Here is a 17197-nt window from a genome sequence, read left to right on the forward strand (position 1 = left end):
CGCAGCTCACGAACGCGGCGCGGGTCCCCTCTCCCGTGCGGGAGAGGGGGCGCGTCGCAGCCTTCACAGCTCGATGTTCGAACACGCCCCCCAGCGATGGGGGGAGCCGGTGCCTTGAGAGTCAAATAGTAGGAGGAATCCTCACCATGATGCACGGAGACATCTCGTCCAGCCAGGACAGCGTCGGCGTCGCCGTCGTCAACTACAAGATGCCGCGGCTCCATACCCGCGCCGAGGTGCTGGAGAACGCCAAGGCGATCGGCAAGATGATCATCGGCATGAAGACCGGCCTCCCCGGTCTCGACCTGGTGATCTTTCCCGAATACTCGACCCACGGCATCATGTACGACGCCGCCGAGATGTACGAGACGGCCTCCTCGGTACCCGGCGCCGAGACCGAGGTGTTCGCCGCCGCCTGCCGCGAGGCCAAGGTCTGGGGCGTGTTCTCGCTCACCGGCGAGCGCCACGAGGAACACCCCAACAAGGCGCCCTACAACACCCTGATCCTGATGAACGACCAGGGCGCGATCGTGCAGAAGTACCGCAAGATCATGCCCTGGACGCCGATCGAGGGCTGGTATCCGGGCGACCGCACCTATGTGTCGGACGGGCCGAAGGGCCTGAAGATCAGCCTGATCATCTGCGACGACGGCAATTATCCCGAGATCTGGCGCGACTGCGCCATGCGCGGCGCCGAGCTGATCATCCGCTGCCAGGGCTACATGTACCCGGCGAAAGAACAGCAGATCGTGATCTCGAAGGCGATGGCGTTCGCCAACAACGTCTACGTGGCGGTCTCGAACGCCGCCGGGTTCGACGGCGTCTATACATACTTCGGCCACTCGGCGATCATCGGCTTCGACGGCCGCACGCTCGGTGAGTGCGGCGAGGAGGAGATGGGCATCCAGTACGCCGCGCTCTCAAAATTCCTGATCCGGGATTTCCGCGCCCACGGCCAATCCGAGAACCACCTCTTCAAGCTGCTGCACCGCGGCTATACCGGCATGATCAACTCCAAGGAAAACCGGCACGGGATGTCGGAATGCCCCTACGAGTTCTACCGGCGCTGGATCGAGGATCCCGACGGAACCCGCGACGCCGTTCGCGCCATAACCCGGCAGAGCGTCGGCACCGAGGAATGCCCGATCGAGGGCATCCCGTTCGTCGGCAAGGGTGAGGGCGCGCCCGACCCGGTTCGCTGAGAGACAGGCCCATGGATACCACCCCCCTCGGCCCGACCGCGTTCCGCAGCCCTGCCGTGCTGCTGTCGGGCCCGGTCGACTACGACATGTACAAGGATTTCCGCCGGCAATTCGCCAATGCCGGCGAGCGCGCGATCGTCGTGGTCGAGCTCTCGACGCTGGGCGGCGACCCGGAGGTCGCCCGGATGATGGGCGAGGACATCCGCTACCACAGCGAGATGAGCCCGGACCGCCGCTTCGTCTTCCTCGGCAAGGCGGCGATCTACTCGGCCGGCACCACCTTCATGAGCTTCTTCGCCCGGCCGAACCGCTACCTCACCCGGGGCACGCGGCTGATGATCCACGAGCGCAAGATGAACAAGGAGCTCCACGTCCAGGGCCCGCTCACCACCTGCGTCGCCGCCGTGAAGGCGACGCTGCACGAGATCGAATGCTCGATCGTCATCCAGAACGAGGGGTTTTCGAACCTGATCCAGGGCTCGGACGTGACCCTGGACGAGGTCCTGGAGAAAGCGCCGGCCAATTGGTACCTCGAGGCGGAGGAAGCAAAGGCGCGGGGGCTGATCGAGGCGGTGCTCTGAGCGGCCGCATCCGCGACGTCATCTTGAGGTCCTGAAGCGTAACCGAGATCTCCAATCGGAGGAGCGGTCCAAAAATCCGCGGGTTCTCGGCGGCCCTCACCGTCCTTGCGAGCGCAGCGAAGCAACCTAGGGATGCGCCCGGCTCGGACATCGCGCGCCGCATCGGGTCGCCTCGCTAAGCTCGCGACGACGGCGCGAGATGGATCGAAGCTCGATCACGAAATTGAATAGGTTCTTGGCTTGGTCCCGCGCAAATTCGGCGCCGCCTCAGAGGCGCGGGGCGTCGGAGGCCAGCCGGAGGGCAAGGGTCTCGACGAAGAGGCGCGTTCGTATCGGCGTGCCGATGGCTCCGGGCCAGACGGCCTGAACCGGAACGGCCGGCGGCTCGAACGCGGGCAGGACAATTTTCAAACAGCCCTGATCGAGATCGTCCCGGACCTGCCAGAGGGGGGCCAGGCCGAGGCCGGCGCCCGCGACCACGGCCGCGTTGGCGGAGGCGGCATCGTTGCAGCGGAAGGCGCCACGGACCGGAATGCGCGCGACCGTGCCGTCGATCGTCAGAGGCCAGGCATCCCCTTCCGGTCCGAAGGTGCGCACGACGCAATCGTGATCGGCGAGGTCTCGGGGCCCCAGCGGCAGCCCGCGGCGCGCGAGGTAGGGCGGCGACCCGACAATCACCCGCCGAAGCTGTGCGAGGGGGCGCATCTTCAGGTGGGACGGACCCGGATCGCCGATCCGGATCGCCAGATCGAGCCTGTCCTCGATCAGGTTGGCGATTCCGTCCGACAGGACGAGTTCGATCTCGACATGCGGATGCCGCGCCAGGAACGCCGCTGCGGCCGGGACGACGTGCTTCGGTGCGAACAGGACCGAGGCGCCGATCCGCAATAGGCCCGCGACTCGGGCGCTCTCGCGCCCGATCTCCGCACGGGCGAGTTCGATCTCGGTCAGCGCGGCCTTCACCCGGGCATGGAAGGCGAGGCCGGCGGAGGTCGGCTGGAGCCGTCGCGTCGTGCGCCGGATCAGTTCGACTCCGAACTCGCGCTCCAGAGCCGACAGGGCGCGGCTGATCGATTGAAGCGAGACGTCGAGATGATGGGCGGCGGCGGTCAGGCTACCGCGATCGACGATCTCGATGAAGGCTCTGTAGCGCTCGAGGTTCGCCGCCATTCTCACGCTTTCAGCAACAAATTCTGGCTGGGCGAGACGATTGTCGCCGTCCTGGAGGAGAATTAGCGTTCAGGGCCTGCCGCTACAACAAACTGTGGACATCCGTCATGACGACATCCGTGCCCGGCGCCGTGATCCCCAATCCCAGATCTGAGCGGGTGGCGCGCGGATTGACCCTGATCTTCGCCGTCGTCGCCGGCGTGATCGTCCTCAGCCTCTACGCGTCGCAACCGCTCTCGGGCGTGATCGGCCCGTCCCTCGGTTTCGGGGGGACCGAGACGGGCCTCGTGACGACGATCACGTTGCTGGGCTATGCGGCCGGCCTGTTCCTCCTCGTGCCGCTGACGGATCTGGCCGAGAACCGTGCTCTGATCACGCGGACGCTCGGCGCTGGCGTGATCGCCTTGGCCGGTGCCGCCGCGGCACCGTCGGCGCCGCTCTTCCTCACGGCCTCGTTCCTCGTCGGCGTGACCGCGAGCGCGATCCAGATGCTGGTGCCGACCGCGGCGGCCCTGGCGCCGGTCTCCGAGCGCGGACGCGTCGTCGGGAACGTCATGAGCGGCCTGATGCTGGGGATCCTGCTGTCACGCCCGGCCGCCAGCCTCGTCGCCGAATATGCCGGCTGGCGCTGGTTCTACGGCATCCTGGCCGGGCTCGTGGCTTTGCTGACGATCGTGCTGGCCCGAATCGTGCCCGAGCGGCATCCGTCCGAGATAGCATCCTATCCGCGCCTGATCGCATCGCTGTTCGCCTTGCTGAGACAGGAGCCCATGCTGAGGCGCCGTTCCGCCTCGCAGGGTCTGTGCATGGGCGCCTTCGGGGTGTTCTGGACCTCAGTGGCGCTGCGGCTGGCCGAGCCGCCGTTCGGTCTGAGCCAGACCGGAATCGCCGTCTTCGCCCTGGCGGGGGCGGCCGGCGCCGTGGTGGCGCCCATCGCCGGCCGTGCCGGCGACCGGGGCTTGACGCGCCCCGCCACAATCCTCGCGCATCTCGCCATTCTCGGCGGCATGGCACTGGCGGCCTGCGGTGGCGCGGAGGTGACCGGTATCCTGCCAGCCCCCCTCGCCCTCGGGGCGCTGGTGCTGGCGGCCGTGATCCTTGATCTCGGCGTGATTGGCGATCAGACGCTCGGGCGGCGGGCGATCAACATGGTGCAGACAGAAGCCCGTGGGCGCCTGAACGGGTTGTTCACAGGCCTATTCTTCATCGGGGCGGCGGCGGGCTCGAGTGTTTCCGGCCTCGCATGGGTTCAGTCCGGTTGGGGCGGAGTTTGCGCGGTCGGCGCCCTGTTCGGCGGCGCCGCCCTCGTTCTGTCCCTCACCGACGGGCATCAGGCGGCCTGAAACGGCCGCGGACGCCCGTCGTCGGGCTCAATCTTTCATCCCTGTGGGTAATCCGCCCCCAAACTCGTCTCGCGCCACGCCTCGATCTCGGCGAGGCTCTGCTTCAGCCGGTCGGTGACCGCGTCGTAGCCCCAGGCGCCGAGCACGAGGTGGCGGGGCGGTTTGTCGATCTCGGTCACCCGGATCATCGCCTCGCCGGCCCGAACGGGATCGCCGGCCTGGGTGCCGCTCTTCTCGGAGGTGGCCTTGAGGCGCGCGCCGGCGGTCTCGGCGTAGTCGGAGATCGTGCTCGGAGTCTGGATCAGGGAGCGGCCGGCCCAGTCGGTGCGGAACGGGCCCGGCTCGATGCAGGTGACCTTGATGCCGATCGGCCCGGCCTCGGCGGCGAGCGCGTCGGAGAAGCCTTCCACGGCATGCTTGGTGGCGGCGTAGTAGCCGGAGCCCGGGAAGCCGACGAATCCGGCCACCGAGGTGACGTTGAGGATATGGCCGGAGCGCTGCGCCCGCATGGTCGGCAGCACCGCCCGGGTCAGGGCGAACAGGCCGAACACGTTGGCGTCGAACTGGGCGCGGATCTTGTCCTCCTCGCCCTCCTCGATCGAGGCTTGGTAGCCGTAGCCGGCGTTGTTCACCAGCACGTCGATCCGCCCGAATTTCGTCGCTGCTTCACTCACCGCCTGGGCGATCTGGCCCGCATCGGTGACGTCCAGGGAGATCGCCAGGACCCGGTCGGCCGCGCCTTCCGCCAGGTCGGCCACCTTGGCCCGGTCGCGGGCGGTCACCACCGCCCGCCAGCCCCGGGCGATGACGAGCCTGGCCAGCTCTAGGCCGAAGCCGGTGGAGCAGCCGGTGATGAACCAGACCGGTTGGGTGTTTGCCATGGTGATTCGTTCCGTGGTGATCAGGGCGTCGCCGCCGGCTCGGTTAGGGTATCGATCGACAGCAGGTAGGCGATCAGCGCGTCCTGGTCTTGGCGCGACACGCCGGTGCCGGCATCCGCCCAGTAGCCGTGGCCTTCGCCGGTAACGCGCGCGATGCGTGCCGTATCCGACGATTTATTCGCAGCGATGACCTTCGCCCTCAGGTCCCGGTCGATCAGGCCGCGCAGGCTATTCGTGGGATCGGGGGCGATGCCGCGGTACACCGTCCCCGGAACGCCGAGCTGAGTCTCCGGATCGGAACCGACCGCGATGCCCGAATCGTGCAGGTACGGCGCCGTCCAGGCCAGCCCGACGAGGTTCGGAACCTTGTAGCCGCCTTCGGTCCCGCCCTGCCCCCAGGCGAGCTGCACCTGAGCGAGCGTGTCGCCCGCGAGCGGCACCGGCACGATCACCGGATCGGCCGGCAGCGGGAACGGCGTGTCGGTCGAGAAGAGCGTCGGCGGTGACAGCCGCGCCTCCATCTTGGCCCCGGCCCGGGCGCGGGTCGGCTCGGTGCCGATCTCGGCTTCCGGGATGATCCGGTGGTTCGTTAGCGCCGGGCCGGCATGGCAGGTGCCGCAGCCGGCCTTCTCGAACACGGCGCGCCCGGCCTGGACGGCGGCGGAATCCTGTTTCGCGGCCGGAGGGTGCAGCAGGTTCTGGAACGCAGACATGGCGTTGTTGGCGTGGTTGACCGGCTCCCCGGGCACCGAGGTGAACAAGCCGTTGTCGGTGACGTAGTTGGTCGCCGGATAGGTCGGCAGCACCGCGTAGCTGTTGAGCCCGGGCGAAGCCGGCGTCGGGTCGACGCTGCGCAGCACCTCGGAGGGCTTGCGGGACTCGCCGGGCCTGTATCGGAAGGACTCGGTGGCCGCACCGCGCAAGACGATGCCGAGATAGGTCTCGGGCTCCATGCCGAACAGCCAAGGTGCGGCGGCGGCGAGCTGGGTCGTGTCGGAATTGGCGGCGTGGACGTTGTTGTTGAGCGACGACAGGCCGGCGAACGGCCCGATCGCCTCGCGCCCGCTCCAGCTGTAGGGCTCGCCGTAGGCAGAGAAGCTCGACGGGATCGAGGTCGGGTTGGTCACCCGGTCGGCGGAGGAATCGAAGCTGCCCGGCGGCCAGCTCGCGACCTGGACCTTGGTGGCCGCCTCCACGGCCTCGGCATCCGGCAGGGCCGGCGCGTCGCTGGTGTCGCCCGCCTGCGGAGGATCCGCCTCCGGCACGCTCGCATGCATGAAGTAGGCGGAGGAGTTCTTGGCCAGCGCCATCAGCAGCCCGGCATTGAGATCGGTGTTGGGCGCCCCCTCTACGACCTTGCCGGTGCCCGGATCGACCGCCGCGTGGCACAGGGCGCAGGTGATGCCCATGCGCAGATGCCCTCGATCGGAGAAGGTCTTGATCCCGATGATGAAAGCGCCGCCCTTCGGCACGTCGAGCCCGGTCGGGACCAGTTCACCCTTACGGTAGGTCCGGTTGCCGACGCGCATGTCCTGGGCCATGGCGACTTGGAGATTGGTGGTGCCTTGCCCGCCGAGCTTGGCCACAGCGAGGGCGACCTGCGTCGGCGTCAGGCCGCCATCGAGCATGCCCATCACGTCGGTCAGGAACACCTCGTTGCCGAACGTCTCCTGGTAGAAGGCCTGCCGACCACGTTCGACCATGGCGGGATCGATCGCAACGGCGCCGCTCCCGGCCGAGAGCGCCTTGCGACCCGCCTCGGTTCCGTTGAGCCGGTCCGCCTCCGCGCGCGAGACCCGGCGCCCGAGGACGTCGAAGGCGGTCTGGATCGGGTAGCGGTCGGGGTTCAGCAGGTCGGCCCGGTCGGGCATCGGCGCGTAGCTGAACCGGCCGAGACCGAGCGTGGCACCGGCCGCGACGGTTGCGAGGCCGGCGACGAGGAGGATGCGGCGGGGCCAACCCATGGATCGTCTTCGATATCCGTGGCCGATCCGGCCTGCGGGTGTGCGGGGATCGGCGGCCGGCGATCAACGGATATTCGTCGGTGAAGTTCACCCCGGCGGGGGGGACCGGGTGTCACGTTCGCGACACCATCCGACGTCGGCAAGACTCGCAATCCAGATGGGATGAACGATTCCTCACTCTGGACAGGTCGACGATCCGACGCGCGCTTAGGCGCAAAGTACCGGCACCTCTCACGGCCTACAACAGCGCCAAGCAATTTTTCTGATCGTCTACCAAAGACTTTTTCAGCAGCACGTCCGGGTCATTATGCGTTAGCATGATGTAACGGACGTGTTTGTACTGCAATGCCGCAAATCTTAGATGCGACGCAACAGTGCTGACGGTCAGAAATTTGGTCGACCGTGTGCCGGAACCCTTCGGGCTCCGCGCCGCCGGCCGGTAACAGACTCGGAGACGGCCGGCGCCGAGGCCGGTCGGACATTCGGGCCGGAGGGAGGATCGTGGGCTTCATGAGGAAGAACAAGGTCATCACGGCGGACGAGGCGATCGCTCTGATCCGCGTGAACGACGTCGTGACCACCACGGGCTTCGTCCAGAGCTGCATCCCGGAGGCGCTGCACGCCGCCCTGGAGAAGCGCTTCGTCGAGACCGGATCGCCCCGGGGCCTGACCCTGATCATGACGGCGGGCGCGGGCGACAGCAAAGGCCTCGGCACCGGCCGCCTGCACCATGACGGCCTGCTCGCGCGGGTGATCGCCGCCAATTTCGGACGGATGCCGAAGGTCGCGCAGGCCGCGCAGAACAACCTGATCCGCGGCTACAACCTGCCCCAGGGGGTGATCTCGCAGCTCTACCGGGCCTGCGCCGCCGGCCAGCCCGGCCTGTTCTCGAAGGTCGGGCTGCAGACCTATGTCGATCCGCGCCACGGCGGCGCCAAGGTCAACACCCTGACCACGGAGGACATCGTCAAGCTGGTGGAGGTCGATGGCGAGGAGTGGCTGTTCTACACCGCTACCAAGATCGACGTGGCCTTCATCCGCGCCACCTCGGCCGACCCGTCGGGCAACCTCTCCTACGAGAAGGAGGCGCTGACCCTCGATTGCCTGGCCCAGGCCATGGCCGCCCGCAACAACGGCGGCATCGTCATCGCCCAGGTCGAGCGCATCGTCGACGACGGCTACCTGCTGCCCAAGGACGTGCGCGTCCCTGGCATCCTGGTCGATTGCGTCGTGGTCGCCGAGCCCGAGATGCACCGGATGAATTACGGCGTCATGCACGACGCCGCCTTGGCCGGCGAGATCCGCGTCCCCGTCACCGGCATCAAGCGGATGCCGCTCAACGAGCGCAAGATCATCGCCCGCCGGGCCGCCTTCGAGCTGCCGCCGAACGGCGTGGTCAATCTCGGGGTCGGCGCGCCGGAGGGCATCTCCTCGGTGGCCAACGAGGAGAAGATCACGCCCTACATCACCCTGACCACCGAGGCCGGGGCGGTCGGCGGGGTGCTAGCCTCGGGCTCCAGCTTCGGCGCGGCCACCAACGCCGACTGCATCATCGACCAGAACCAGATGTTCGACTTCTACGACGGCGGCGGCCTCGACATGACCTGCCTCGGCATGGCCGAGTGCGATGCTGCCGGCAACGTCAACACCTCGAAGTTCGGCGGCAAGCTCAACGGCTGCGGCGGGTTCATCAACATCTCGCAGAACGCCCGCACGGTGGTGTTCGCCGGCACCTTCACGGCGGGCGGGCTGGAGATCGCCGTCGACGACGGCGTGGTGCGGATCGTCAGCGAGGGCCGGTCGCGCAAGTTCGTGACGCAGGTGCAGCAGAACACCTTCTCGGGTCCCTACGCGGTCGAGCGGGCACAGCCCGTCCTCTACGTGACCGAGCGCTGCGTCTTCCAGCTCACCGCCGACGGCCTCGAACTGGTCGAGGTGGCGCCGGGCATCGACATCGAGCGCGACATCCTCGCCCACATGGATTTCAAGCCGGTGGTGCGCAATCCGGTGCCGATGGACCCGCGCATCTTCCGCGACGAACCGATGGAGCTGCTCTCGGACCTGCTCAACCTCGATCTGGCCTCGCGCATCAGCTACGACGGCGAGCGCAACATCCTCTTCATCAATCTCGAAGGCTGGTATTGCCGGGTGAAGAGCGACATGGACGAGCTGCGCATGACCATCGTCGGTGCGTGCCGCAAGGCCGGCCAGCGGGTCAACGCCGTGATCAACCACGACGGCTTTCGGCTCAACGAGAACCTGATCGACGATTATGCCGGGATGATCCAGTATCTCCAGGCGAACTATTACGCGACCACGACGCGCTACGTCACCAGCGCGTTCCTGCGCCTGAAGATGGAGGAGGCGCTGACCCGGCGCGGCGTCGCCCCCCACGTGTTCGAGCGCAAGGAGGAGGCCCAGGCCTTCCTCGGCAGCACCGACACGAAGGCCCGCAAGCGGATCTCCCCGGCGGTCGCCTCGGCGGCGTAGGGCAGCTGCGATAGGGCCTCGCGGCCACCCGCTTGCCCTGCGAACGGCCGCGGCGTGGGTTTGCGACGGTCCACTGTCGAGCGAGAGTCGGAAGACGCAGACGTCGCGTCCACCGGCGCCCCCGTGTGAACGCCCGGAGAAGCAGATCCGTTGAGCTTCGAGATGGTGATACGACGCATTGGCGTTCTGCACGGCGGAAATTCAAGGCCGGCCTATGTTCGATGACGCCGCCGCTCAGCGCTATCTCGCGGGACTAGCCCCTCCCGCTACGGGGTCCGTGCGCTGGCTCATCTATGACCACAACCGACAATGGGTTTCGGTCGTCGACAGCGAGATCGCACCGCTGCGGCAAGACTGCAGGCATGTCCTGAGCTCGCTTTCGGAGCAGGATGGGATCGCGTCCCTTGTGGAGGCGATCCGGGAGTTCCTCGCTGACGGGACCGAATGCACCCCGCAAATCATCGCCCTCTCATGCGCTCTGTTGATGCAGAGCACCGGCGATCTCGACGAGGTTTTCGTTCGGATCCAGGCCGCGGTCATGGCGACACTGGTCGACGCCGAGGACGTGGTGGTGAGGCCCGTCGGCGCATAAGGCGAAGACGGCATGTGCCATCAGGTGTTGCTGGACGCGATCACCCGCGTGGTGCGTGTGGGGCGCCTGAAGGGCGCAGCGCGTATGTCCACCGCTGAATCGCGAGCCGACTTCCAACAGCGCCCGACCGGGATCCGCTTTTCGGGATGTTCTGACGAACTCTAGTGTGCCCGACCTGGGCCAAGGGCAGACCGTGCCCGCGCCTCGCGGATCGGGCCAAAATCCTAATACCCCCGCCCGGCATCCACCCCCTGCGGCGGCTGCCCGGTGCCGCGGTACGCGCGCAGATTAGCCGCCACCGTAGCGGCGGCAGAGTCCATGTCGGTGGGGCCGGAGATATGCGGCAGAACGGTCACCCCTGGATGGGTCCAGAGCGGCGAGGCCGCCGGCAGCGGCTCGACGTCGAACACGTCGAGCACCGCGTGCGACAGGTGGCCGGCATCCAGCGCCGCGATCAGGTCCTCGGTCACCACGATCGGCCCCCGGGCGAAGTTGATCAGCGCCGCCCCGGGCTTGAGGGCGGCGAGCCGGCGGGCATTCACCAGGCCGCGCGTTTCCAGCGTCAGCGGCATCAGGCAGACGAGGATGTCGCAGCGCCCAAGCATCGCCGGGAGGCCATCCGCGCCGTGGACCGTCTCGATCCCCGCCACGGTCTTCGGCGTCCGGCTCCAGCCGATGACGGAGAACCCCGCCCCGGTGAGCCGTCCGGCCGCCGCGGTGCCGAGCGCTCCGAGGCCGAGCAGGCCGACCGTCATGTCGGACGGCTTGCGGTAGGGTTGCGGTTGCCAGACCCGCTCACGCTGCTGGCGCGCGTAGGCCGGCATGTCGCGGTGGAGGTAATAGGTCCAGGCCAGCACCGCCTCGGCCATGGCGCGGGCCATCTCGCGATCAACCAGCCGGACGATCGGGAGGGGCCGGTCGAAGGCGCCGACCAGCTTCTCGACGCCGGCCCACAGGCTCTGCACCCAGACCAGACCCGGCAGGGCGGCGACCTCCGCCGGATCGGGGTTCGCCACGACGGCGACCTGCGCGCCCGCGCGCTCCGCATCGGTCATCAGGCGGAACGGGACCAGCCGCTCGCCAGGCATCGCGGCCGAAAGGATCTGGAGGTATTCCGCCTCTTGCGCCAGGCCCTTGCACCCGACAAGCGCGACAACCTCCGCCATCCTCGAACTCCGTACGCGTCTCAGGCCACGCCCGCTCGGGGCGATGCAGGCGCTGTGCCTGCCTGAGGCGTTTTCTCCAAATCAGCGCGCCTCGACCAGAGCCGGGTAGACCAGCCGGACGCTGCGCCGGTCCTCGGGGATCGCTGTGGCGGCGCGCTGGCGCAGGCTGCCGGTGGTGACCGGCACCGCCACCTCGGTGGGCCGCAGGCGCCAGCGCTCGGCGCCCGCCATCGGGACCGGCGGCTTCGGCCGCTCGAGATGCCGGTCCGCGCCCTCGGTGGGTACGGTGGCGAGCCCGGCCAGGCTGAACAGGGCGAGGAGGCCGTAACGGGACCGGCGAAGCGGCCGGGAGCGAAGCGAACGGACGGACATGGCAGTGAACCCGCGTGGACACGCTGGTTCTGCCTGTCGGGGGTGAAGACGGGATCGAACCGAATCGATTCCCAACCCGTTCCCAACACCTGTCTGGACTTGCGGTAAACGCCAGGTCTTGAGGCACGGTAAACGAACCCACGGGGAGGACGCGCAGGCATGGCGAGCAAGGTTGAGGGAAGCGCCGGGACACCCGAGCGCGCGGAGATCGGCCGCGTCATCGACACCGATATCTCCGCGCGGCTGGACCGGCTGCCCTGGGGCCGCTTCCACGTGCTGGTGATCGTGGCGCTTGGCATCACCTGGGTGCTCGACGGCCTCGAAGTGACGCTGGCCGGCTCCCTGGTCGGCGCCCTGCGCCAGCCGCCGATGTCGTTCTCGGAATTCGATGTCGGGCTGGCCGCCTCCTGCTACCTCGTCGGCGCCGTGACCGGCGCCCTCGGCTTCGGCTGGCTGACCGACCGGATCGGCCGCAAGAAGCTCTTTTTCATCACGCTCGCCCTCTACCTCGTCGCCACAGCGGCCACCGGCATGTCCTGGAATGTCGCGAGCTTCTGCGTCTTCCGCTTCTTCACCGGCGCCGGCATCGGCGGCGAGTACACCGCGATCAACTCGACCATCCAGGAGCTGGTCCCGGCCCGGGTCCGCGGCTGGACCAACCTGGTCATCAACGGCTCGTTCTGGATCGGCGCCGCCCTCGGCTCGTTCATGTCGATCGTGCTGCTGAAGCCCGAGGTGATCGACCCGGCCTGGGGCTGGCGCGTCGCGTTCTTCACCGGCGGCGCCATCGGCCTGGTGATCCTACTGCTGCGCACTTGGATCCCCGAGAGCCCCCGCTGGCTCGCCACCCACGGCTACGCCGCGGAGGCCGACCGGGTCGTCACCGGCATCGAGAAGCGCTTCACCGACGAGGGCGTCACCCTGCCGCCGGTGGATGAGAGCAAGCGCATGAAGGTCCGCACCCGCGACCACACTCCCCTGTCGGAAGTGTTCCGCGCCCTGTTCGTCACGAACCGGCTGGCCACGATGGTCGGCCTCGCCCTGATGGTCGCGCAGGCGTTCTTCTACAACGCGCTGTTCTTCACCTACGCGCTGGTGCTGGAGCGGTTCTACGCCGTGCCGGGCAACAGCGTCGGCTGGTACCTGCTGCCCTTCGCGCTCGGCTCGTTCCTGGGGCCGCTGCTGCTCGGGCGGCTGTTCGACACGATCGGCCGGCGCCAGATGATCGCCTTCACCTACGGCATCTCGGCGGTGCTGCTGGTCGCCGTCGGCTTGCTGTTCCGCCTCGACGTGGTCGGGCCGGTTGGGCAGACCGCGGCCTGGATGGTGGTGTTCTTCTTCGCCTCGGCGGCGGCGAGCTCGGCCTATCTCACCGTCTCCGAGACCTTCCCGCTGGAGATCCGGGCGCTCGCCATCGCGGCCTTCTACGCGGTGGGCACCGGCATCGGCGGTGTCTCCGGGCCGCTCCTGTTCGGCAGCCTGGTCGAGACCGGTTCCCGCGACTGGGTGCTGTTCGGCTACGGGATCGGCGCGGTGCTGATGCTGGTCGCCGCGGTGGTCGGCGGGGTCTGGGGCACGGCCGCGGAGGGCAAGTCCCTGGAGGACGTTTCGAAGCCGCTCGCGGCGGCGTGAGCATCGAAACTCGTTGGGTGGCCCGAAAAGGCCGCCCGGCGGAGCATGGTCAGCCGTCCTTCCGCCAAACCTGCCCGTGGTAGACGAAGCGCCGGCCCTCGTTGGCGAGGGCGGCCAGGCCCTTGAAGGCCGGGTCATGGACGGTGATGACGCTGGTGGGGATCTGGCGCATCATCTCGGCGAAAGGCGCCTTGCGCTCGAACGCCTCGCGGAACCCGCTCTCCTCCAGCACCTTGACGATGCGGGGCGCGATGCCGCCGCCGATATAGACGCCGCTGGTGGCGAGAAACGTCAGGGCGAGGTCGCCGCAGACGCGGCCGAGCAGGCGGCCGAACAATTCCAGCGCCTCCGCGGCGTGCGGGTCCGAGGCCTTGAGACCCGCTTCGGTCACCGCCGCCGGATCGAGCTTCTCGTGCGGCTGGCCGGTGCGGACATGCGCCACCGCCGCGTGCAGCCGCGCGAGGCCCGGCCCCGACAGCACCGCCTCGACGGTGATGCGCCCCTCGACCCGCTCCAGCGCGTGCCAGACTTTTTCCTCGAATGCGTCCGCCGGACCGAAATCGGCGTGACCGGCCTCGGTGGAGACGATGGCGAGGTGGGCCGAGTAGGGCACCAGGGCCGCCGCGCCGAAGCCGGTACCGGGGCCGAGCACAACCCGGGCGCCCCCCGGAATCGTCGGGCTGGGCCCGACCGGCGTGAGGTCGTGGGGCTCGATATCGGCCGCGCCGGCCGCGACCGGCACGTAATCGTTCACCACCACCGCCGAGGAGAGCCCGAAATCCTTGGCGATGCGCTCGCCGCCGATCCGCCAATGCGCGTTGGTGAGTTGGGGCTCCGGGCCGTCGACCCGCCCGCCCATCGCCAGGATGGCCGAGCGCGGCGGCGGCACGGCATCGCCGCCCTTGGCCAGCGCCGCCTTGATGGCGTGGGACGGATCGGGATGGTCGCCGGTGGCCTCGTGGGACAGAAGCCGGGGCTCGGCGCCCTTCTCGGCGATCAGGCCGAAGCGGGCGTTCGTGCCACCGATATCACCGATCAGAACCGGAAATTCGAACATCGACGCGGAGCCTTTTCCTGAGCGGGTCCACCGCGAGGCAGGACACGTGCCTGCCGTCATGCGACGAAGGATAGGGCGGGTTCAGGCCGGCGGCAGGGCCTCGGGATCGATGAGGCCGCCCGCCGCCCAATCCCGCAACAGGGCGCGAACGGCAACCGGGTCGGGCAGGCGCCGGCTGGCCACGGTGTCGCCGTCGCCGACCCGGACGGCGATACCGCCATCCTCGTTGACCGACGCGAAGGCGATCTCGTCGGTGCGGTCGTCGCCGAAGAAGACCGGCCGGCGTCCGGCATAGGGGGGCTGCTCCAGGAAAGCACGGATCGCGTGGGCCTTGGTCGCCTGCGCCGGGACGATCTCGCCCACCGCCTTGCCGAGCTGGAGCCGATAAGCACCCCCGAGGGCCTCGGCCGCGTCCTTGACCAGCGCCTCGGCCCGGGCGGCATCTGCCGCGCTCGCCAGGCGCCAATGCACCGCCACCGAGGCGCCCTTGTCCTCGATCAGCACGTCGGCTAGCGCCCGGCTCTCGGCGTGCAGGCGCTCGACCTGACGGCGCAGCTCCAGATGATCCTCGGCCCGGCCGCCCGACAGGGAACCGCCGACCCGGCACTCGACGCCGTGCAGCCCGGCCGCATCAAGGCGCGAGGGCGCCAGAAAAGCGTCGATCACCGAGACCGGCCGGCCGGTCACGATCGCCAGCGCCCCGCCCAGCCGGTCGCGCAGCCGTTCGAGGGTCTCGACCAGGCCGGGCTCGACCTGCACGGCATCCGGCCGCGGCGCGATCTCGGCGAGGGTTCCATCGAAGTCGAGGAAGAGGGCGATGTCCATCGCGGTCGGTCCCGGGCGGTGAGCGTGGGGCACGGGCTAGCATGCGACGACGGCGCGAGGAACGGTTACAGGCATCAACCTATCGCTTACGCGGGATACGATATACGCCCGACCCGTCATGGCCCGTCCGCTTTCCCGTCCGATCCCCGACCCGACCAGACCCGGCGACGAGAGCGTCTGGGACTATCCGCGGCCCCCGCGCCTTGAACGGGTGTCGGAGACACTGCGGGTGGTCCTCGGCGGTGCGGTGATCGCGCAGACTAGAGCCGGCTACCGGGTGCTGGAGACAGCCCATCCCCCGACCTATTACTTTCCGCCCGGCGACGTGACGGCCGGTGTGCTCTCGGGGCCGCGCCGCGGCGGCATCTGCGAGTGGAAGGGGCAAGCCGTGCTGTTCGACGTGCATGGCGGCGACCGGCTGGCCCCCAGCGCCGCCTGGTCCTACCCCGACCCGACGCCCAACTTCGACGCGATCTCAGGCTACGTCGCGTTCTACGCCCTGCCGATGGATGCCTGCTTCGTCGGCGACGCGCGGGTGACGCCCCAGCCCGGAACCTTCTACGGCGGCTGGATCACCTCCGGCATCGTCGGACCGTTCAAGGGCAGCCCGGGCACGATGGGCTGGTAACTTCGCAGCTATGCGCTTTATCGTTCCCCATCGAGCCTGACCGGCCGAAGGAGACGCCATGAGCGCGCTGACCGAGATCGACCCGACAGGTGCGGGGTTCAGCCCGGGCGGCCTCGCGCGGATCACGCCATGGATGGACCGGCTGGTGGCAGAGGGCAGGCTCGGCGGCCTGTCAGTGACGGTGGCGCGTCGGGGCCGCGTCGCGTTCGCCCGCGCCTGCGGGCAGGCCGACCTCGCCCGCGGCACCCCGTTCACCCTCGACACGGTGACCCGGATCTATTCCATGACCAAGCCACTCACCTCGGTGGCGGTGATGCAGCTCTACGAGCAGGGCCTGTTCCAGCTGGATGACCCGGTCGCGCGGGTGCTGCCGGAATTTGCCGAGATGCGCGTGGCCGTGGGCGGCAACCGGGCGAAGCTGGAGACCGAGCCGGCGCGCCGGGCGATCACCGTGCGCGATCTCCTCACCCATACGGCCGGCCTGACCTACGGCTTCATGGAGGCGACCCTCGTCGACGCGCAGTATCGCGAGCACGGCATCGATTTCCTGGCGCGCGAGGGCAGCCTCGCCGAGATGACGGCGCGGGTCGCCAGGATGCCGCTGCTCGCCCAACCGGGCAGCGCCTGGAACTACAGCGTCGCCACCGACGTGCTCGGCCAGTACGTGGCGGCGCTCACCGGCCGCCCCTTCGCCGACTACCTGCGCGAGGCGGTCATCGCGCCGCTCGGCATGGTCGACACCGACTTTCATGTCCGCCCCGAGCTGATGCCGCGCTTCTGCGCGACCTACGCGTATGACCGGGCGCGCCAGCTCAGACAGTTCGACGATTCCGTGGAGACCGCCTTCGCCCAGCGGCCGGCCATCGCCTCGGGCGGCGGCGGCCTCGTCTCAACGGCGGCCGACTATCAGCGCTTCTGCCGGATGATCCTCAACGGCGGCACGCTCGATGGCAATCGCCTGCTCGGCCGGAAGACCGTGGCGCTGATGCTGGCCAACCACCTGTCGGGGGATCTGGCCGCCATGGGCACGCCGCGCTTCGCCGAAACCTCCTATACCGGGATCGGCTTCGGCCTCGGCTTCTCGGTGATGCTCGACCCGGCCCGGGCCCAGATCCTCGGCACGCCCGGCGAGGTTGCCTGGGGCGGCCTGGCCTCGACCGCCTTCTGGATCGACCCAGTCGAGGATCTGTCCGTGGTGCTCATGACGCAGCTCGTGCCGTCCTCGGCGCTGCCGATCCGGCGGGAGCTGCGGGTGCTGACCTACGCGGCCCTCGACGAATGAGGACCGCGAACC

The 17197-nt window shown here is 68.8% G+C and carries 15 protein-coding genes; 8 read left to right on the forward strand and 7 right to left on the reverse strand.

Features of this window, described 5'->3' with window-relative positions:
• The first annotated feature begins 146 nt into the window (after positions 1 to 146).
• Complete coding sequence (locus tag MKL11_RS14635) at positions 147 to 1202, forward strand: aliphatic amidase (protein WP_243944664.1); 1056 nt, start codon at positions 147 to 149, stop codon at positions 1200 to 1202.
• 11 nt (positions 1203 to 1213) lie between these two features.
• Positions 1214 to 1783: a ClpP family protease gene (locus MKL11_RS14640; protein WP_243944665.1), complete on the forward strand. Its 570-nt coding sequence runs from the start codon at positions 1214 to 1216 to the stop codon at positions 1781 to 1783.
• A 267-nt stretch (positions 1784 to 2050) separates the two neighbouring features.
• Here the strand turns inward: MKL11_RS14640 and MKL11_RS14645 are convergent, their stop codons facing one another.
• The gene (locus MKL11_RS14645; protein ID WP_243944666.1) at positions 2051 to 2953 is read right to left on the reverse strand and encodes a LysR family transcriptional regulator; all 903 of its coding nucleotides are present in this window, start codon (positions 2951 to 2953) and stop codon (positions 2051 to 2053) included.
• Positions 2954 to 3060: 107 nt separating this feature from the next.
• Between MKL11_RS14645 and MKL11_RS14650 the strand changes: the two genes are divergently transcribed.
• Positions 3061 to 4296, forward strand: coding sequence for an MFS transporter (locus MKL11_RS14650; RefSeq protein ID WP_243944667.1), 1236 nt, complete (start codon positions 3061 to 3063; stop codon positions 4294 to 4296).
• A 35-nt stretch (positions 4297 to 4331) separates the two neighbouring features.
• On the opposite strand, the gene MKL11_RS14655 is transcribed toward MKL11_RS14650, so the two are convergent.
• Together MKL11_RS14655 and MKL11_RS14660 are read right to left on the reverse strand one after the other, a co-directional pair.
• Positions 4332 to 5177 (reverse strand): oxidoreductase, encoded by an 846-nt coding sequence (locus tag MKL11_RS14655; RefSeq protein ID WP_243944668.1) that lies wholly within the window; start codon positions 5175 to 5177, stop codon positions 4332 to 4334.
• Between the two features lie 20 nt (positions 5178 to 5197).
• A complete protein-coding gene (locus MKL11_RS14660) occupies positions 5198 to 7141 on the reverse strand; it encodes a cytochrome C oxidase Cbb3 (RefSeq protein WP_243944669.1) in 1944 nt (647 codons plus the stop codon).
• Positions 7142 to 7651: 510 nt separating this feature from the next.
• Between MKL11_RS14660 and MKL11_RS14665 the strand changes: the two genes are divergently transcribed.
• On the forward strand, positions 7652 to 9631 hold the full coding sequence (locus tag MKL11_RS14665) for an acyl CoA:acetate/3-ketoacid CoA transferase (RefSeq protein ID WP_243944670.1): 1980 nt from the start codon (positions 7652 to 7654) through the stop codon (positions 9629 to 9631).
• A 214-nt stretch (positions 9632 to 9845) separates the two neighbouring features.
• The gene (locus MKL11_RS14670; RefSeq protein ID WP_243944671.1) at positions 9846 to 10223 is read left to right on the forward strand and encodes a hypothetical protein; all 378 of its coding nucleotides are present in this window, start codon (positions 9846 to 9848) and stop codon (positions 10221 to 10223) included.
• Positions 10224 to 10447: 224 nt separating this feature from the next.
• Here the strand turns inward: MKL11_RS14670 and MKL11_RS14675 are convergent, their stop codons facing one another.
• Together MKL11_RS14675 and MKL11_RS14680 are read right to left on the reverse strand one after the other, a co-directional pair.
• Positions 10448 to 11389, reverse strand: a complete 942-nt coding sequence (locus MKL11_RS14675) for a 2-hydroxyacid dehydrogenase (RefSeq protein ID WP_243944672.1) — start codon at positions 11387 to 11389, stop codon at positions 10448 to 10450.
• Between the two features lie 81 nt (positions 11390 to 11470).
• The gene (locus MKL11_RS14680) at positions 11471 to 11761 is read right to left on the reverse strand and encodes a hypothetical protein (RefSeq protein WP_243944673.1); all 291 of its coding nucleotides are present in this window, start codon (positions 11759 to 11761) and stop codon (positions 11471 to 11473) included.
• Positions 11762 to 11920: 159 nt separating this feature from the next.
• On the opposite strand from MKL11_RS14680, the gene MKL11_RS14685 reads away from it, so the two are divergent.
• Positions 11921 to 13393 (forward strand): MFS transporter, encoded by a 1473-nt coding sequence (locus MKL11_RS14685; RefSeq protein WP_243944674.1) that lies wholly within the window; start codon positions 11921 to 11923, stop codon positions 13391 to 13393.
• A gap of 49 nt (positions 13394 to 13442) precedes the next feature.
• Here MKL11_RS14685 and MKL11_RS14690 read toward each other — a convergent pair whose 3' ends face one another.
• Both MKL11_RS14690 and otsB read right to left on the reverse strand, forming a co-directional pair.
• Positions 13443 to 14450, reverse strand: coding sequence for a glucokinase (locus MKL11_RS14690; protein ID WP_243944675.1), 1008 nt, complete (start codon positions 14448 to 14450; stop codon positions 13443 to 13445).
• An 81-nt stretch (positions 14451 to 14531) separates the two neighbouring features.
• Positions 14532 to 15275 (reverse strand): trehalose-phosphatase, encoded by a 744-nt coding sequence (gene otsB / locus MKL11_RS14695; RefSeq protein WP_243944676.1) that lies wholly within the window; start codon positions 15273 to 15275, stop codon positions 14532 to 14534.
• Between the two features lie 118 nt (positions 15276 to 15393).
• Here otsB and MKL11_RS14700 point away from each other — a divergent pair, with 118 nt between their 5' ends.
• Positions 15394 to 15903 carry a DUF427 domain-containing protein gene (locus MKL11_RS14700; RefSeq protein ID WP_243944677.1) on the forward strand — a complete coding sequence of 170 codons (510 nt, stop codon included), beginning with the start codon at positions 15394 to 15396 and terminating at the stop codon, positions 15901 to 15903.
• A gap of 58 nt (positions 15904 to 15961) precedes the next feature.
• Positions 15962 to 17185 carry a serine hydrolase domain-containing protein gene (locus tag MKL11_RS14705; RefSeq protein WP_243944678.1) on the forward strand — a complete coding sequence of 408 codons (1224 nt, stop codon included), beginning with the start codon at positions 15962 to 15964 and terminating at the stop codon, positions 17183 to 17185.
• Positions 17186 to 17197 lie beyond the last annotated feature (12 nt).

This window comes from Methylobacterium sp. J-077 (assembly GCF_022829365.1).
Lineage (GTDB): Bacteria > Pseudomonadota > Alphaproteobacteria > Rhizobiales > Beijerinckiaceae > Methylobacterium.

What these genes read in the sequence shown, in the direction of transcription:
- MKL11_RS14665 (WP_243944670.1), top strand. Translation starts at nt 7,652, where the DNA reads ATGAGGAAGAACAAGGTCATCACGGCGGACGAGGCGATCGCTCTGATC.
- MKL11_RS14645 (WP_243944666.1), bottom strand. Translation starts at nt 2,953, where the DNA reads ATGGCGGCGAACCTCGAGCGCTACAGAGCCTTCATCGAGATCGTCGAT.
- MKL11_RS14675 (WP_243944672.1), bottom strand. Translation starts at nt 11,389, where the DNA reads ATGGCGGAGGTTGTCGCGCTTGTCGGGTGCAAGGGCCTGGCGCAAGAG.
- otsB (WP_243944676.1), bottom strand. Translation starts at nt 15,275, where the DNA reads ATGGACATCGCCCTCTTCCTCGACTTCGATGGAACCCTCGCCGAGATC.
- MKL11_RS14690 (WP_243944675.1), bottom strand. Translation starts at nt 14,450, where the DNA reads ATGTTCGAATTTCCGGTTCTGATCGGTGATATCGGTGGCACGAACGCC.
- MKL11_RS14655 (WP_243944668.1), bottom strand. Translation starts at nt 5,177, where the DNA reads ATGGCAAACACCCAACCGGTCTGGTTCATCACCGGCTGCTCCACCGGC.
- MKL11_RS14685 (WP_243944674.1), top strand. Translation starts at nt 11,921, where the DNA reads ATGGCGAGCAAGGTTGAGGGAAGCGCCGGGACACCCGAGCGCGCGGAG.
- MKL11_RS14670 (WP_243944671.1), top strand. Translation starts at nt 9,846, where the DNA reads ATGTTCGATGACGCCGCCGCTCAGCGCTATCTCGCGGGACTAGCCCCT.
- MKL11_RS14705 (WP_243944678.1), top strand. Translation starts at nt 15,962, where the DNA reads ATGAGCGCGCTGACCGAGATCGACCCGACAGGTGCGGGGTTCAGCCCG.
- MKL11_RS14700 (WP_243944677.1), top strand. Translation starts at nt 15,394, where the DNA reads ATGGCCCGTCCGCTTTCCCGTCCGATCCCCGACCCGACCAGACCCGGC.
- MKL11_RS14660 (WP_243944669.1), bottom strand. Translation starts at nt 7,141, where the DNA reads ATGGGTTGGCCCCGCCGCATCCTCCTCGTCGCCGGCCTCGCAACCGTC.
- MKL11_RS14635 (WP_243944664.1), top strand. Translation starts at nt 147, where the DNA reads ATGATGCACGGAGACATCTCGTCCAGCCAGGACAGCGTCGGCGTCGCC.
- MKL11_RS14650 (WP_243944667.1), top strand. Translation starts at nt 3,061, where the DNA reads ATGACGACATCCGTGCCCGGCGCCGTGATCCCCAATCCCAGATCTGAG.
- MKL11_RS14680 (WP_243944673.1), bottom strand. Translation starts at nt 11,761, where the DNA reads ATGTCCGTCCGTTCGCTTCGCTCCCGGCCGCTTCGCCGGTCCCGTTAC.
- MKL11_RS14640 (WP_243944665.1), top strand. Translation starts at nt 1,214, where the DNA reads ATGGATACCACCCCCCTCGGCCCGACCGCGTTCCGCAGCCCTGCCGTG.